10 protein-coding genes are annotated in these 16,034 nt (G+C 49.3%); 1 reads left to right on the plus strand and 9 read right to left on the minus strand.

Features of this window, described 5'->3' with window-relative positions; all coding sequences use genetic code 11:
* Nucleotides 1–24 precede the first annotated feature (24 nt).
* The 9 genes from Q5741_RS15905 to Q5741_RS15945 form a co-directional block, all read right to left on the minus strand.
* Complete coding sequence (locus Q5741_RS15905) at nt 25–1,383, minus strand: GH1 family beta-glucosidase (RefSeq protein ID WP_305025103.1); 1,359 nt, start codon at nt 1,381–1,383, stop codon at nt 25–27.
* Nucleotides 1,384–1,452: 69 nt separating this feature from the next.
* On the minus strand, nt 1,453–3,837 hold the full coding sequence (locus tag Q5741_RS15910; RefSeq protein ID WP_305025104.1) for a glycoside hydrolase family 95 protein: 2,385 nt from the start codon (nt 3,835–3,837) through the stop codon (nt 1,453–1,455).
* Nucleotides 3,838–4,081: 244 nt separating this feature from the next.
* Nucleotides 4,082–5,779, minus strand: a complete 1,698-nt coding sequence (locus Q5741_RS15915) for an ABC transporter substrate-binding protein (protein ID WP_305025105.1) — start codon at nt 5,777–5,779, stop codon at nt 4,082–4,084.
* A 390-nt stretch (nt 5,780–6,169) separates the two neighbouring features.
* A complete protein-coding gene (locus tag Q5741_RS15920) occupies nt 6,170–7,873 on the minus strand; it encodes an ABC transporter substrate-binding protein (RefSeq protein ID WP_305025106.1) in 1,704 nt (567 codons plus the stop codon).
* Nucleotides 7,874–7,969: 96 nt separating this feature from the next.
* Entirely contained in the window at nt 7,970–8,875 is a 906-nt protein-coding gene (locus Q5741_RS15925) for a carbohydrate ABC transporter permease (protein ID WP_305025107.1), read from the minus strand.
* A 16-nt stretch (nt 8,876–8,891) separates the two neighbouring features.
* Nucleotides 8,892–9,869: an ABC transporter permease gene (locus Q5741_RS15930; protein WP_305025108.1), complete on the minus strand. Its 978-nt coding sequence runs from the start codon at nt 9,867–9,869 to the stop codon at nt 8,892–8,894.
* 190 nt (nt 9,870–10,059) lie between these two features.
* A complete protein-coding gene (locus tag Q5741_RS15935) occupies nt 10,060–11,628 on the minus strand; it encodes a response regulator transcription factor (RefSeq protein ID WP_305025109.1) in 1,569 nt (522 codons plus the stop codon).
* Complete coding sequence (locus tag Q5741_RS15940; protein WP_305025110.1) at nt 11,603–13,411, minus strand: sensor histidine kinase; 1,809 nt, start codon at nt 13,409–13,411, stop codon at nt 11,603–11,605. The genes Q5741_RS15935 and Q5741_RS15940 overlap by 26 nt, the downstream gene beginning before the upstream one ends.
* Nucleotides 13,412–13,611: 200 nt before the next feature.
* The gene (locus Q5741_RS15945) at nt 13,612–14,382 is read right to left on the minus strand and encodes a DUF1836 domain-containing protein (RefSeq protein ID WP_305025111.1); all 771 of its coding nucleotides are present in this window, start codon (nt 14,380–14,382) and stop codon (nt 13,612–13,614) included.
* A 237-nt stretch (nt 14,383–14,619) separates the two neighbouring features.
* Here Q5741_RS15945 and Q5741_RS15950 point away from each other — a divergent pair, with 237 nt between their 5' ends.
* Nucleotides 14,620–15,951: a hemolysin family protein gene (locus tag Q5741_RS15950; protein WP_305025112.1), complete on the plus strand. Its 1,332-nt coding sequence runs from the start codon at nt 14,620–14,622 to the stop codon at nt 15,949–15,951.
* Nucleotides 15,952–16,034: the final 83 nt, after the last annotated feature.

Raw genomic sequence — 16,034 nt, forward strand, 5'->3', positions numbered from 1 at the left:
TATCCCTTTCTCGTATCTATTTTATTAGTAAGGCATATCCGTGCGTGTCTCAATCCAGTTGTTCTTGATGACGTTCTGGTACCAGTAAAAGCTTTCTTTTGGTGTGCGTACAAGTGAACGATAGTCAACATGCACGAGGCCAAAACGCATCCGGTAACCTTCTGCCCATTCAAAATTATCCATTAATGACCAGGCCATATACCCTTTGAGGTTGATGCCATCGTTAATCGCACGGTGAACTTGAATCATATGCTGCTGCAGATAAGAAATACGCCGGTAGTCGGCTACGGTATCTTTCTCGATACCATCATTAATGCAGGCCCCATTCTCGGTAATATAGATTGGAACGTTACCGTACTTCTGCAGGTAGTGCAGAACTTCATACAGTCCTCTGGACTCGACAGGCCAGCCGATATCTGTCACGGGCAAGCCCATGTTCAGCTCTTCCGACTGCAGGACACCCGCCTCCGGATTGTAGCGGTTAACACCCATTGTATAGTAGTTAATCCCAAGCAGATCAATCGGCTGGGAGATGATCTCCATATCGCCTTCCTGAATCGGTACGGTTGCACCTGCCTGCTCGAACCACTCCACCATAAACTGAGGATAATGGCCTTTATAGATCGGATCCAGGAACCAGTCCGTATTTAGCGCAATCGTACGATCGCAGGCCTCCTGATCTTCTCTGGATTTGCTGTACGGAACGGCCCATGCCATATTCGGCGCGATACCAATCTCTCCTGTTGTTCCAAGCTCGCGAAATTTTTTGACCGCTTTACCGTGAGCGACCAGCAAACCGTGCGCCACATTAATGGACGTCTGCAGATCCTGGTTACCCGGTGCATGAACGCCCAGAAGGTTGGACAGGAATGCAATACACCATGGCTCATTAAACGTCAGCCAGTAATTAATTTTGCCGCTGAATTCCTTGAAAATCACTTCCGCATATTTGACAAACGCCTCAACCGTTCTGCGGTTCTCCCAGCCCCCTTCATCCTGAAGCGTCTGTGGCAGATCCCAGTGGTACAGCGTACAGAACGGCTCAATGCCGGCTTCGAGCAGTTTGTCTACAAAACGATGATAAAAATCCAGTCCCTCGCGGTTGATCTCACCGTCACCGTCTGGAATAATGCGAGGCCATGCAATCGAGAACCGGTATGTGTTGATACCGAGTTTTTTCATCAATTCAATATCTTCTTCATAGCGGTGGTAGCTGTCACACGCGATATCTCCATTATCACCGTTAAATACTTTGCCCGGTGTGCGGGAGAAGGTGTCCCAGATGGACATCCCACGTCCGCCTTCATTATAAGCGCCTTCGATCTGATACGATGCTGTTGCAGTGCCCCATTTAAAGTCTTTCGGAAAATGAAAAAAAGTCATCGTTCTTCGCTCCTAACTCTTCATATTAATTGTTAATTGCGTGATATTTAATGCTGCTGCTCAGTCAGCTCAGGCTTTGGCATGAAGCACCGCTGTCTGGCCTGCCTCAAGCTGCAGATTCAGCACATAGCCGCCCAGCACCTCGTCTACTTGAGATGAGGAGATCCCCTCTGCTGTCATCCGGTCAGACGTACGAATCTGAATCATCCCTGCCCGGTCAACCCGTACAGCAGCCTGTACCAGCCGGCCCTCCTGCCACTGCATATCCACGGAGCAGCCTCCGCGGGCACGCAGTCCGCGCACACGGCCGCTGTTCCATGCATCCGGCAGGGCGGGCAGCAGATGCAATTCATCCAGATGACTCTGCAGCAGCATCTCGGCCATACCGGCTGTACCGCCAAAGTTACCATCGATCTGGAACGGTGGATGCGCGTCAAACAGATTCGGGTACGTTGACTTGGCGAGCAGCGTCCGTACAAACCTGTATGCGGTCTCGGCATCCAGCAGTCGGGCGTACAAGTTGATCAGCCACGCGCAGCTCCAGCCTGTGTGACCTCCCCCATGCCGGATCCGCCGTTCCAGACTGACCCGCGCGGCTTCCAGCAGCTCGGGCGTATCGCGACGGTTGATGCGGGACCCGGGATAGAGGCTGAACAGATGCGAAACATGACGATGCCCCGGCTCACTCTCATCGAAGTCGGTGAACCATTCCTGCAGCTGTCCGTGCCGTCCGACCTGCAGCGGGCTCAGGCGCTCCAATGCCGACTTGAGCTCATCCGCAAATTCATGATCTGTACCGGCAATAATGGCAGCCTCTATCGTCTGATGGAACAGCTCGGTAATCAGAGAAATATCCATCGTTGAGGCCATCGAGACGCTGCAAACTTCGCCTTCAGCGGTAAGAAATTTGTTCTCCGGTGACGTGGACGGGGCAGTGACCAGATAACCCTCCGGGCCTTCTACCAGCCAATCGAGTGCAAATGCTGCTGCCCCTTTGAGAACCGGGTAAGCCCTCTCGATCAGAAACTCCCGGTCATGCGTAAACTGATAATGCTCCCACAGATGCGTTGCAAGCCAGATACCACCCATCGGCCAGAATGCCCAGCTTGCATCTCCGCCGCTAGGTCCGGCTGCCCGCCAGATGTCAACATTATGGTGGGCAGTCCAGCCTTTGGCCTGATAGAGAAGATTAGCAGCCCGACGACCTGTATGAGATAGGTCTTCAACCAGCTGTATCAGAGGCTCATGAAGCTCGGATAGGTTGCATACCTCTGCCGGCCAGTAATTCATCTGGGTATTGATGTTCGTAGTAAAATCGCTGTACCAGGGCGGCTCCACAAGGTTGTTCCAGATTCCCTGCAGATTAGCAGCCTGAGTGCCCGGTCTTGAACTGCCCATGAGCAGGTAACGTCCATAATGGAAGTAAAGTGCCTCCAGAGACGGGTCCTCTGCTCCATTCTGGTAGGTTGCCAGGCGTTCATCTGTTGGCTGGGTGGTGATCTCACTGCTATTGAGCGAGAACTCAACCCGGTTAAACAGCTCGCGGTGGTCGGCATAATGGCGTTCACGGATCTTGCTCTCCTCCTGTCTGCGGAGCGTATCCAGACGGAGACGGCACTCATCCGGCAGGGAACGGATCTGGCTTCCCGGCTGACGGTCATACCCTTCATAATCCGTCACAGCAACCAAAATCATGGTTACGGCGTCGGCACCCGTAATCATGATCCTTCCATCCTGCCGTTCCATCGTGCCTCCAGAGGTTTGAACAGATAGCGCCATCGCAAAACCGACACCTAATCCTTCTTCATACAGAACGGACTGCGGATGGTCGCGGAAGTAGTTGGTTTCAATATGCGTGGGTCCGCGCCCCTGCAGTGTAATCACCCCTTGCTCGGAAACAGACGTTTGATAGGGATGCGGACTGTCCAGCCAGATTGTCGTGCTAATGCTGGCAGGCTGGTCTGCCGTCCAGGTTGTGACCATTGCATGATCAGGCGTACTGATATAAGTCTGCCGGCTGTAGTTCACCCCTGCACTGCTGTAGTTCACGGTGTTCAAACCGTCATTCAACAGCAGTTCGCGCTGATAAGCGGTCACCTCACCCAGACCGTCATGACGGATCAGTACATCACCCATCGGCTGATAAGCCTCTACATCCCGGCCCAGCATACGACGGTTAATGGTGGTCTCTGCTTCCTTGTATTTACCTTCAAAAATCAGTTCCCGCGCTGCTTTCAAATACCGCAGGCTGTCATAGTTGACGGTATCCCGCGGAAATCCAGACCACAGCGTATCTTCATTCATCTGTATAAGCTCGGTATCCGGTCTGCCGAACACCATCGCTCCCAGCCTGCCATTCCCCAGCGGCAGCGCTTCTTCCCACACTGCAGCAGGCTGGCGGTACCACAGCTTCCAATCTGGTTGCGGCTGATGGCCGCTCATCCAATTCTTCATTGCTAAAGGCTCCATTCTTCAGGCTGCATTATCATTCAAGAAAAGACCTAAATCGTTTTCGTAAAAACATAAAATGAATGCTCCCTGTTGGCGGAGCATGATGTAAACGTGCTTGTAAGTGCTTTCAGATTAAATTATAGTTCAGGCCTTTTCATTCGTCAATTGGTTTGCTGCGCTTTGACTGCTCCGTTACATAATAAAAAAGAAGAAGCCCTGCTAAGGGCTTCTTCTGGCCTTCTGCTTCTTATTTACTTTCCCACAATTCTACTCTGTCTTTAACAAGCTGGGTAAACTCCTGCTCCATCTTCACAGCGCCGGCTTTATCCAGTTCCGCCAGCATGTTGTCATAGATTGAGTCGAATTTATCCGGGCTTGCGAGAATAGCCTCAGGAATCCGTTTGCGTACGATATCCTGTGTTTTTTGGAACGTTACTTCATAGTCGGTTCCGCTAGGAGCTGGCAGGTTGTAAGCTGCGCCCCATCTTTTCAGCGGGAAGTCTTTTTCACTAGGGAACAGGTCTTTCCAAGTTGTTGCACCATAGCCTTTCAGGGATTCCTTCTCAGCTGCAGTGTAGGAGTTTGTAATCTGTTCCGGGAAGTTCGTTGTGTAATAGTTGCCTGTTGCATCTTTCACGCCATCGCCATAGTGTGCACTGAAGGTCGTGTACAGCCCGATTCCTGATTCTTTGGTGAAGTTGGAACTATCGTTGGTCTTGCGTTCTTGTACATCAGCCGGAATGACACGTTTGCCGTTCTCCACTTTGTACTGCTTGCCTTCGATACCCCAGTTCAGCAGCACTTGGCCTTCATCCGATGCCATCCAGTCGAGGAACTTGATGATCCGGACCGGGTCCTTGGCAGAAGTGGTGATTCCGATACCATAGCCGTCAAGGCCAGCGGCTTGAAGGGAATGATCTTTGGTATCTTTGGTCAGCTGTACAGGGAAATGAGCGTAAGTATCTTCGTCTTTCCCGGCCGCCTTCAAGGCGTTCTCACCATCCTGGTAATCCCATTCCTGATCGATCAGGCCCACGACACGGCCGCTTGCGATTTTAGATTTATATTGGTCGTCTTTTTGTACAAAAGTATCTTTATCCAGCAGACCTTCATTATACATGTGGTTCAGCCAGCGGAAATATTCTTTCTCTTCCGGACGCTTGTAGTGAAGCTGCGCTTCCATCGTCTCTGGATCAATATAGTATTCACCGTCATCCGGAGCACCTGTGGACAGGAAGGCCGGATTCGTTACAGTGATCATGATTTTCCAGTCATCTGCGTTCAGTGTCAATGGAATGGTTGGTTTTCCATCCGTTGTAGGATGTTTCGCTACATACTGCTTGAGGACATTCTCGAAATCCTGCACTGTTTCTACTTTCGGGTAACCCAGTTCTTTCAGGACCTTGTGCTGAATTTCAAAACCGCCTGTAGCGTCAAAGACCTGTGCCCCTACTCCAACGTTGGTTGGAATCGCATAGATCGCCGGATCTTCCTTGCTGTATTTGAGACGGTTCATCTGGTCACCGTACACTTTTTTCAGGTTAGGCGCGTATTTGTCGATAAGTTCGGTCATATCGATCATTGCACCTGCATCTACCAGTTTGGACAGATTGCCTTTGGCATAGATCAGATCAGGATAGTCACCGCTTGCCGCCATCAGGGAAATTTTATCCTGACCGCCGCCGCTGCCTACATCAAATTGAGCTTCGATGGTAACGCCGGTCTTTTTTGTAATCTCTTGACCCACGTCATCCTTCATATTGTTCCAGTTCGGGCTCGCATCGGCGCCGAAGAACGAAATCGTAATCGGGCTTGTATCATTACCGTCCTTGGCGGCCGGTGTGCTGCCAGCATCCTCTTTTCCAGAGTTGGAGCAGCCTGCCGATACGAGCATTGCACTCGCCAGCAGCAGCATGGCAAACGTCTTAGGTGTTCTTCCTTTCATCTGTGAATCCCCCTTAAAAGTGTTAATTCAAATGACCCTTGCACAAAAAGAAGTATCCTGAAAAACTTCTGAAGGCACCCGGGAATGAATTTCTTTTACTTCACACTGAAGCTGGGAGAATTCGTTTCAGACCGTTACTAAAGCGTTTTCCAAACCAACTGCAGCTCTTATTCAAATAGCTACCATCGGTTCGTCTAACAATCTGTTAAAACGTTTTCGAAAGTGCTTAGTAAAAGAATTGGGATAATGTAAGTGCTTTCATAATGGAATTGTAAGCGATTTATTTATGGGTGTCAAGCCATTTCTGGAATGTTTTTCTCCTTAAAATTTATCCAGATAAACGGTAAAAAAGAAGGCTGTTCCGAAGAACAGCCTTCCCTTCTAATTCCCTTATTTTACTTCTTTGCCACTCCACAGAGATACTCTGTTTTTAACCAGCTCAGTGTATTGCTTTTCCATCTCAACAGCGCCCGCTGCATCCAGTTCTTTGATCATGTTATCATAAACACCATCAAATTTATCTGGGGAAGTCAGCACCGCTTCTGGAATACGTTTGCGGATAATATCTTGTGTTTTTTGGAATGTAACTGCATAGTTAGAGTCGTTTTCTACTGTAATGTTGTAAGCAGCACCCCAAGGTTTAACAGGGAATTCATCATCACTTGGCCACAGATCTTTCCAGGTTGTTGCGCCGTAAGCCTTCAAGGTTTCTTTTTCAGGTTCGGAATAACCTGCTACGATTTGCTCAGGGAAGTTCGTTGTGTAGTAGTTGCCAGTGCTGTCTTTCACACCGTCACCATAATGGCCGCTCAACAGCGAGTACAGACCGATACCTGTTTCTTTTTGGAAATTAGCATTGTCATTGGATTTCTTGTCTTGAACCTCTTGCGGGATAACACGTTTACCGTTCTCCACGTTGTACTGCTTGCCTTCAATTCCCCAGTTGGTCAGGACTTGACCTTCATCAGAAGCAAGGAAATCAAGGAATTTGATTGCACGAACTGGATCTTTACAAGCTGTAGTAATGCCTACGCCATATCCGGACATGAAACCGGTATCCTGGAAGTCATGGTTTTTGTATTGATCGGATAATGTAACCGGGAAGTGTGCATAGCTGTTTTCCGGTTTACCGGCAGCTTTCAGTGCATTCTCAGCATCCTGATAGCCCCACTCCTGGTCAATCAGACCGAGTACACGACCGCTTGCAATTTTAGCTTTATATTGGTCTGTTTTCTGTACGAAGGTATCTTTATCAAGCAGGCCTTCATTGTACATTTTGTTCAACCAGCGGAAGTATTCTTTTTCTTCAGGGCGTCTGTAGTGAAGCTGTGCTTCAAATGTCTCCGGATTAATGTAATATTCGCCGTCATCCGGTGCACCTGTAGTCTGGAATGCAGGGTTTGTGACCGTGATCATGATTCTCCAGTCATCTGCGTCCAGTGTCAGCGGGATCGTTGGCTTTCCGTCAATCGTTGGATGTTTTGCTACATACTGTTTAAGAACGTTCTCATAGTCTTCCAGTGTTTTCACTTCTGGATAACCAAGCTCTTTCAGCACTTTATGCTGAATTTCAAAACCGCCGCCGGATTCAAAATACTTCTGGTCCACAGCGTTATAGCTTGGAATTACATAAATGGCTTGATCATCGTTGCTGTATTTCAGACGGTTCATCTGATCTCCATACAGCTTCTTAAGATTAGGAGCATATTGATTGATCAAATCGGTCAGGTCGATCATCGCTCCAGCGTCAACCAGCTTGGATACGTCCGCTTTGGCAGATACAAGATCCGGATAGTCACCACTGGCAGCCATCAGGGACAACTTGTCCTGCCCGCCGCCTGTTACGGCAAATTCACCATTCAGGGTTACACCTGTTTTTTTGATAATTTCCTGTCCAACTTCGTCCTTCATCTGATTCCAGTTTGGACTTGGATCCGCGCTGAAGAACGAGAACGTAATTGGTGAAGTGTCCTTGCTAGTGTCCTTCATATCTGCTGTATCCCCGCTGTTGCTGCCGCCGCCGCAGCCTGCAACGCCTACCAGCGAAGCGGCCAACACCGGAATCAATGCATATTTGGTAGCTTTTTTAGCCATTGTCTTACTTCCTCCCCTAAGTGTAAAGCGAATAGTATTGTAATTTTCTCTATTGTGAATAACAGAGCCTCCGGAGAGGCTCCGGTATTACCTGAATTAAGCTTTAACCGCACCCAATGTCATGCCGCCGACAAAGTATCTTTGCAGGAACGGATACACGAGCAGGATCGGTACCGTTACGACAATTGTAATCGCCATCTTGATCGATTCAGGCGAAATTTGCGCCATCTGCTGTGCCATATCGTTCGCATTCCGTGAAGCACCCGAGCCCTGCTGGGTACTTTGCAGCACCTTCATTAGCTCGTACTGCAGTGTAGTCAGATTCGCTTTGGAACCGTTATACAGGTAAGTTGAGAACCACTCATTCCACTGTCCTACCGCCAGGAACAAGGCAATGGTTGCCAGTACCGGCTTACAGAGCGGCAGGATGATTCTCCAATAGATGGTGAAATCATTCGCGCCATCCAGCTTTGCCGATTCCTGAAGGGCATATGGAAGGCCGTCAATAAAGGAACGGACGACGAATACGTTAAAGGCACTTACCAGACCCGGCAGGATGTATACCCAGAACGTACCGATCAGGTTCAGGTCACGCATCAGGATGTAAGTCGGGATCAAACCGCCCGAGAAGTACATCGTCAATGCCAGGAATGTGGAGACGAATTTCTTTGCTCTAAAGTCCGGGCGGCTTAGTGTGTACGCAATCATCGACGCACTGAGCAGACCCAGCAGTGTACCTGAAACGGTTCTCAGAATGGAAATCTTCAAACCGGTCAGCAGACCGCTGTATTGGAAAATTGTTTTGTAATTCTCCAGTGTCAGCTCCCGCGGCCAGATATAAATACCACCTCTGACCGTATCCGTCGAATCATTCAGCGAGATGGCGAGTACGTTCAGGAACGGATACAGTGTGACAATCACGACAAGAGACATGAACACAATATTTAATATATCAAATAGTCTTTCGGATTTTGTTGCGTTAAATGCTTTATTCGCAGCCATGATATCTTCCCCCTTCCTACATGATGCTTTCTTTGGTCACTTTCTTGAAGATGCCGTTCGCCGTAAACAACAGGATAATGCTGACTACCGAGTTGAATATACCGATCGCCGTACCGTATGAGAACCGGCCCATGTTTAAACCGTAGTTCAAGGCATACAGATCGAGTACTTCGGAGTAGTCGGTTACCAGGCTGTTGCCAAGGAGGAACTGCTTCTCGAAGCCGATACTGATCAGGTGACCAATCGACATGATGAACAGAACGGAAATGGTGGAACGAATACCTGGCAGCGTAATATGCCACATCTGTCTCCAGCGGCTTGCACCGTCCACGCGGGAAGCTTCATACAGCTCCTGGTCGATCCCCGTGATGGCAGCCAGATAAATGATTGTATTCCAGCCTGTCTCTTTCCATAGATCTGAAGCGGTTACAATGTACCAGAACCAGCTGCCCTTGGCCATAAACTGTATCGGCTGGTCTGTAATATGCAGCCACATCAGGAGATCGTTGACGATACCGCCGTCAATAGACAGCATTTTCGTTACGATACCTGCTACTACGACCCATGATACAAAGTGAGGCAGATACGAAACCGTTTGCACAAAGCGTTTAAAGATCATGCCGCGCAGCTCATTCAGCAGGATGGCGAAGAAAATCGGAATAATAAACCCGAGCACGATGCCCATCAAGCTCATCGCAAGCGTGTTTCTCAATACGAGATAAAATCGCTCATCACTAAACAGTTCTTTGAAATGATCGAATCCCACCCATTTTTGGTCACCGAACGAACGGGCCGGCTTGTAGTTCTGAAAAGCCATCGTCCATCCCCACAAAGGCAGATAGCTGAAGACGAATACCCAGATGACAAAGGGCAGCGACATCAGGTACAGATATTTTTGCTGCTTCAGGCTTTCCACAAACCCTCCGCGTTTCCCCCTGGGAGACTTCAGTTTCCCTTTCTTTTTGGAGGAAGCGGTTTCAGTTAGCGTTTCCATTTCTGGACCCCTCCTTGTTTCTTATGACAATATCATACTCCACGGGGCCGCTACCGAGTACCCAAGGTTTTGTACCTAAAATCATATAAAAATTAGATATTCCCCCTCCGGACAGCAGAAAACGCCGTTCCCGGTGAACAGCGTTTTCGCTTTCTCTAATTATATAGGGTTTTAACTGGAGGCCTGCCCCCTATCCCCTGCCATGATCCCGGTAAGAGGACGGTGAGGAGCCTACATATCTTTTGAATTTGCTGTGAAAATAATCGACATTGCCGTATCCGACCCGTTCCGCTACCTGATGCACCTTCAGGCCCTGGGACAGCAGCTCTTTGGCGTTCTCGATCCTTACCTTGTCCAGAAAAGCATTGAAGCTCTCCCCGGTATGGCTTTTAAACAGTTTGCCCAGATACCCGCTGTTGTAATTGAAAATCTCCGCCAGCAGCTCAAGCTTCAGATTCTCGCTGTAATTGCGGCGAATGAAGTCTACCATCTGCTTCAGCACGATATCCTTGCTGCTTCCACCCAGGTGACTGATCAGCTGGCTGAGCTGCTCTTCCGCCCGCAGCACGAGGCAATCCAGCGTGGGCTGACGGTACACCTCGGATAGCAATGCCGTAGTATCCTGCAGCGTATCCAGTCGTCCGCTCTGGCTGGCCGACAGCTTGTTCATAGCAAGCGAGAAGACTTGGGCAAAGCCGTTCTTCAGGGACTGCTCCGTCCTGTAGTATCTCGGCAGGACATCCTTCATCTCGGCAAGCACCCGCTTGACTGCCTCAAGGCTGACGATATCGAGTGCGTAATACAGCTTCTCGGCATAATGAACCGGATCCTGATCGCTATCCTCATCCCCAGCCCGTTCCTCTGCCGCTACGGAAGATTCCAGTACACTCAGATCCTGTGGCAGCATCAACCGCTGCTCACGATATAGAAAACGGAAACTCAGCAATCGGGATGCCACGGCGTAGGAAGCTGTAAGCTCATGCAGATCCGTGACTGACTCGCCCGCCGCTCCGAAAATACGATAACCCCATGTGCTTGCAGCTTCTGTCAGCTCCTCGCTCAGCAGCCGGGCTGCTTCGGTTCCATAGACTGGCTCTCGCAGCAGAATACCGACATGATAACCCGCTGAAAACAGAATGCCCCGGTCCCGCAAATCGAACAGCTCACTGATCCGCCGCTTCACAGCAGCTTCTGCCAGTGAGTCACTGCCGTTCTCATTCAGCAGTTCCAGCAAAATAACCTGATAGGAAGGCCAGTTCAGGTTCAATTGAACAGCGGGATCACGGTCTCCGGATAAGGATTCGCTGCTGAACAGGAGCGCCTCCACCAGGTGATCCCGGTATATCATCTCTTCCTGCACCTGCCGCGGTCCGTTGTTTTGCTCCCGGACCAGCATAGTGTGAATGCGCAGCAGCTCCTCTTTCATTTCATCCTCATCGACCGGCTTCAGCAAGTAGCTGTTGACACCCATCGTGATGGCTTCCTTAGCGTAATCAAAATCCGCATAACCGCTTAATATGATGAAATGCACACTCGCTCCCGACTGCCTCAGCTCACGAATAACTTCAAGACCTGTCATACCGGGCATACGGATATCAATAATGATAAGATCAGGCTGCACCTCCTGGTACTTCTGCAAAGCTTCCCGTCCATTTGCTGCCGTAGCGGCAACGCTGTATCCCAGCTCCTCCCACTCCATGATCGAGGCCAGACCTTCACGAATCATGGGTTCATCATCTGCTATTAATACTTTGAACATACGGCTCTCCTTCCCTCGGTACAGCAAAACTGATCTCCGTGCCTTCCTCAGGCACGCTCCGGATCACTAGACCATATTCCTCCCCATAAAAGAGAGTCAGGCGCTGATGTACATTACGAAGTCCGATCCGGCTCTTCTCTTCCTCTTCCTCGCTCGTTACAAATGCGATAACTTCCTCACGCCGCTCTGGTGTCATGCCGCGCCCATTGTCCGACACCCGGACCGCAATCCGGTCGTGTTCCATGCGGATCATAATTTCAATGTACACGCCGCCCTCCTTATTCTCCAGGCCATGAACAATCGAATTTTCAACCAGAGGCTGGATAATCAGCGGCGGAATCAGCACACCCATGACCTCGGGATCCATATGAATATCATAACGCAGCCGGTCATCATAGCGAAATTTCTGAATCTCCAGGTAGGACCGGACCAGCTCCATCTCCTGTTTAATGGTCGTCTTCCCGCTGCCGATCTCCAAGTTTCCGCGCATCAGCTTGCCAAGCAGACGTACGATATTGGCAATCTCCTTTTCTCCCTTCATATGCGCCTTCATACGGATTGACTCCAGCGCATTAAACAGGAAATGCGGATTGATCTGGCTTGCCATCATTTTGAGCGTAATTTCCTTTTGGGCTAATTCGAGCTTGCTATTTTTTTCGCTAGTCTCATAAACCTGATTCATCAGCTGATTAATGCTAGCGACCATATAGTTGAACTGCCTGGACAGCTGGCCGATCTCATCATTGCCATCAATCCGCGCAACAATATTGAAGTTGCCCCTGGCGACCTTGTTCAGATGACGGCTCAGCCTCAGCAGCCGTTTGGTGATCAGATAGGATACCATCTGGACCAGCACAAGACCGATGATCAGAATGGTCAAAATCATCAGTAGACCGATCAGGCTTACCCGGTTAGCATCTTTGACGATGCTCTCTGTAGAAAATACCGAAATAATTTTGAGTCCTGACATACTTGAAACAGGCATCAGCTCATCCACAACGATGTTGGAGGGCACCCCTCCGACTTTGGCCTTAAATGTTTTATCCTTGATAGTACTCAGGTTAAATCCCAAATTCAGCTCTTTGAGCGTCTTGCCGACCATGGAAGGGTTCTTGGCAGCTACCACATAACCAAGCTGGTCTGCAATCAGCGTCTCGAACGGCTCCTGGCTTAGCATGCTGTTCAGCTCGCTCTGGTTAATTCCGATCATTAGCACACCGCTGGTCCGGTACTCAGGGAAGGTAATCTTGCGGACAAGACTGAGGCGGTTCATGGGATTATCCTCCGGATCGTGTACATAAAACCAGCCGATGGCGCTTGTTTTGCGGGTAGCCTTGAACCACTCCTCGCTCTCTGTCTGTGAATTAATAGGGATGAATTCCAGGTTATTCACAAGTGTATCGTTAAAGGAATAGAACCGGATATTCGCGACTTCCCTGTATTGGCGTGTATATTCTTCAAAACGGTGAAATCCCAAGTACGCATTCGTCAGCTCGACCATATTTTTATAGCGCTTGTTAACGATTTCCTTGAGCTCTGAGTCAAACATGAACAGATTGGAGATATCTGTCGGCACCCGGAGCAGATTCGCGGCTTGGCTTTTAATTTTATCCACGTTATTCGTAGTCTGGGCCACAGCACTATCCAGCGCCTGCTGGCGCATATAGGCCACAACTCCGCCGCCGATCACAAGAACGGGAATCATAACAATAAAGATAAAAGCGAGCAGCAGCTTGTGCCTCATCCTCATGTCATTGGTCAGGCGTACCAGCTTCTGAAACATTCAGGGTCACTTCCTCATTAGGTTCAGGCACTTTCGTACATTTTCAATTATTTGCAAAACTGGATGCTAAGCGCTTTCAACATTCATCATCGATTATATCGGGTTTGTTCAAAAGGTGTCAAAGACGTTTTCGACAAAAAAGGACCCTCTTTTTCAAGATGATCCCTTTTATTTAGTAAGTATAGGTAATCCATAGCGTATCAGAATTCCAAGAACAGCGTTGCATTCACATAACGTCTCGCCATAGACAGGAAATAAGAGGTCTGCACAGATACCGCTGCGATCAGCAGCACATTTCCGACCGCCTTCCTCTGCCCTGGAAGCAGGTGGTGAAGTCTGCCTGCATAACGGTCAGACGCAGTCCGGATCACGCTTTCCGTCAGGCTGTCCTGACGATGACCGCCTGCCGTATGTCCGGCAATATCGAGCATCTGGTCGTTATTGGCATCCAGCTCCTCGAACATGGTAGAGTATGCTGCATACAGCTCTACAGGCTCAATCCAGTCATCTGCATCTTCTGTCGGCTCTTGAAACAAAATATGAAAAAGCCTGCGTATGGATTCAAAATCCAGACTCGCCTTTAGATCCTCCACGATCAGGAGCAGGGCTGCCTGGTTAATGGAATATTTTTTGCCGATCTTCGGGGATCCCAGGAACTCCTTGAAGTCACGCTTGACCCAATTCTGCATGGAGGTCAGGGAAGCCTGGCTGTACTCAATCAGCTGACCGAGTGCAGCAATCTCCTGCAAGGAAAAGGAATTTCCTTGACGGCCTTTTATCATTTTATCCAGTACGGGGGGAACAGCTGTATCCAGAAAGGCAGGCATCCACTGCTCCTGCTCTTGATCAATCGGATGATTTCTCTTCCAGGCACACTGCAATACGGACAGCGGCTGCAAATCCTCTCTTCGTCCATCCAGCGCAAGCAGCAGCTGTGCAACGTCTTTCCGGGTAAGGGTAAAAGACTCCAATATGATACCTCCTTACACGTATTTCAAGTTCATGCGAACTCATCATACGCCTTCAAAATCATGATGTAAAGAGACGAAATCGTGAGTGTTGAGCCTGTTTACACGCTAAATCGGTCCTGAAGGAGGTCTGACGTGCCGCTGGCCCTTTTTCAGGTATTTGATATTCCGCTTAAAAGTTCTTACAATAAGTTCATATGAACTTAAAATTATTAGATAAGGGATGAGTGAACATTAATTATGGGTATAGGACTTAGTCTGGTTTTGTTTGCATTGTTGATCATTTTGAGCGCTTTTTTTGTAGCAACTGAATTTGCTATTATCCGCATGCGTTCCAGTCGGGTCAATCAGCTGGTGGTAGAAGGGCACAAGAATGCGATTGCACTGCAGCGCGTAACCAGCAATCTGGACGGCTACCTGTCCGCGTGTCAGCTGGGGATAACCATTACAGCTCTGGGCCTCGGCTGGCTGGGTGAACCGACGGTAGCGAAGTTGTTTGAGCCTTTGTTCAAAATGATGCACATCGAAGGAAACCTAAATCATGTACTCGCGTTTATTATTTCCTTTATAGTGGTTACTTATATCCATGTGGTTGTTGGTGAGCTTGCCCCAAAAACATTGGCGATCCGCAAATCCGAAGGCGTCAGCCTGTTTACCTCAAAGCCGATCATCATGTTCAACCGGATCATGTATCCATTCATCTGGCTCCTGAACGGTTCCGCGAACGGCTTGGTTCGTCTCTTCGGACTTCAGCCTGCCAGCGAACATGAAGAAGCACATAGTCAGGAAGAGATTCAGATTATTCTCTCCGAAAGTGTGCAGAGCGGTAAAATCAATAATACGGAATACGGCTACGTGAACCGGATTTTCGCTTTCGACGAGACGGTAGCCAAAGAAATTATGGTCCCCCGAACAGATATGGTATGCTTATACACGAATCATTCCCTTCAGGAGAATATGCAGACCATTCATCAGGAGCAGTATACAAGGTTTCCGGTATCGACAGACAGCAAGGATCATATTATAGGTATGATTAACACGAAACAGCTGTTTCTGGAATATGACCGCAACCCTGAGCTTGACTTCCGGACGCTGGTTCATCCGATTTTGACGGTGCCTGAGGTTATGCCTGTCAGCGTTCTGCTGAAGCGTATGCAGCTGGAACGGGTCCACATGGCCCTGCTGGTTGATGAATATGGAGGTACTTCCGGCCTGATTACCATCGAAGACATTTTGGAAGAGATTGTCGGCGAAATCCGCGACGAGTTCGACGCCGATGAACGGAAGGAAATCGAAAAACTGTCGGAGAATAGTTATCTGGTAGACGGTAAAGTGCTGATTTCGGAACTGAGTGATCTCACCGGCTTGTCACTGGACAACGAAGAGGTCGATACGGTCGGGGGGTGGGTATTCAGCCGGGTAGCCGAACCAAGAACGGGCAAGCAGTTCGTCGAAGAGAACGTGACCATCACCATTCGTGAGATGGGCAAGAACCGGATCCGCCGGGTTGAGGTAACCATAGACCAGCCTGACGGCAAAGGTGAAGAAGCCGATCTCCCAGCCAACAACTAAAAAGAGAACATGGCAGCAGCCATCGGGCTGCCCCGGGACAGATTAGAGCCGTTCCGGGAATTACAGGGCATACGGCACTTCAG

It is taken from the genome of Paenibacillus lacisoli (assembly GCF_030580655.1).
Classification (GTDB): Bacteria; Bacillota; Bacilli; order Paenibacillales; family Paenibacillaceae; genus Paenibacillus; species Paenibacillus lacisoli.

Bases quoted from the DNA above. Each gene is read 5' to 3' on its own strand.
- Q5741_RS15935 (WP_305025109.1), bottom strand. From the start codon at position 11,628: ATGTTCAAAGTATTAATAGCAGATGATGAACCCATGATTCGTGAAGGT.
- Q5741_RS15915 (WP_305025105.1), bottom strand. From the start codon at position 5,779: ATGAAAGGAAGAACACCTAAGACGTTTGCCATGCTGCTGCTGGCGAGT.
- Q5741_RS15920 (WP_305025106.1), bottom strand. From the start codon at position 7,873: ATGGCTAAAAAAGCTACCAAATATGCATTGATTCCGGTGTTGGCCGCT.
- Q5741_RS15950 (WP_305025112.1), top strand. From the start codon at position 14,620: ATGGGTATAGGACTTAGTCTGGTTTTGTTTGCATTGTTGATCATTTTG.
- Q5741_RS15905 (WP_305025103.1), bottom strand. From the start codon at position 1,383: ATGACTTTTTTTCATTTTCCGAAAGACTTTAAATGGGGCACTGCAACA.
- Q5741_RS15940 (WP_305025110.1), bottom strand. From the start codon at position 13,411: ATGTTTCAGAAGCTGGTACGCCTGACCAATGACATGAGGATGAGGCAC.
- Q5741_RS15925 (WP_305025107.1), bottom strand. From the start codon at position 8,875: ATGGCTGCGAATAAAGCATTTAACGCAACAAAATCCGAAAGACTATTT.
- Q5741_RS15910 (WP_305025104.1), bottom strand. From the start codon at position 3,837: ATGAAGAATTGGATGAGCGGCCATCAGCCGCAACCAGATTGGAAGCTG.
- Q5741_RS15930 (WP_305025108.1), bottom strand. From the start codon at position 9,869: ATGGAAACGCTAACTGAAACCGCTTCCTCCAAAAAGAAAGGGAAACTG.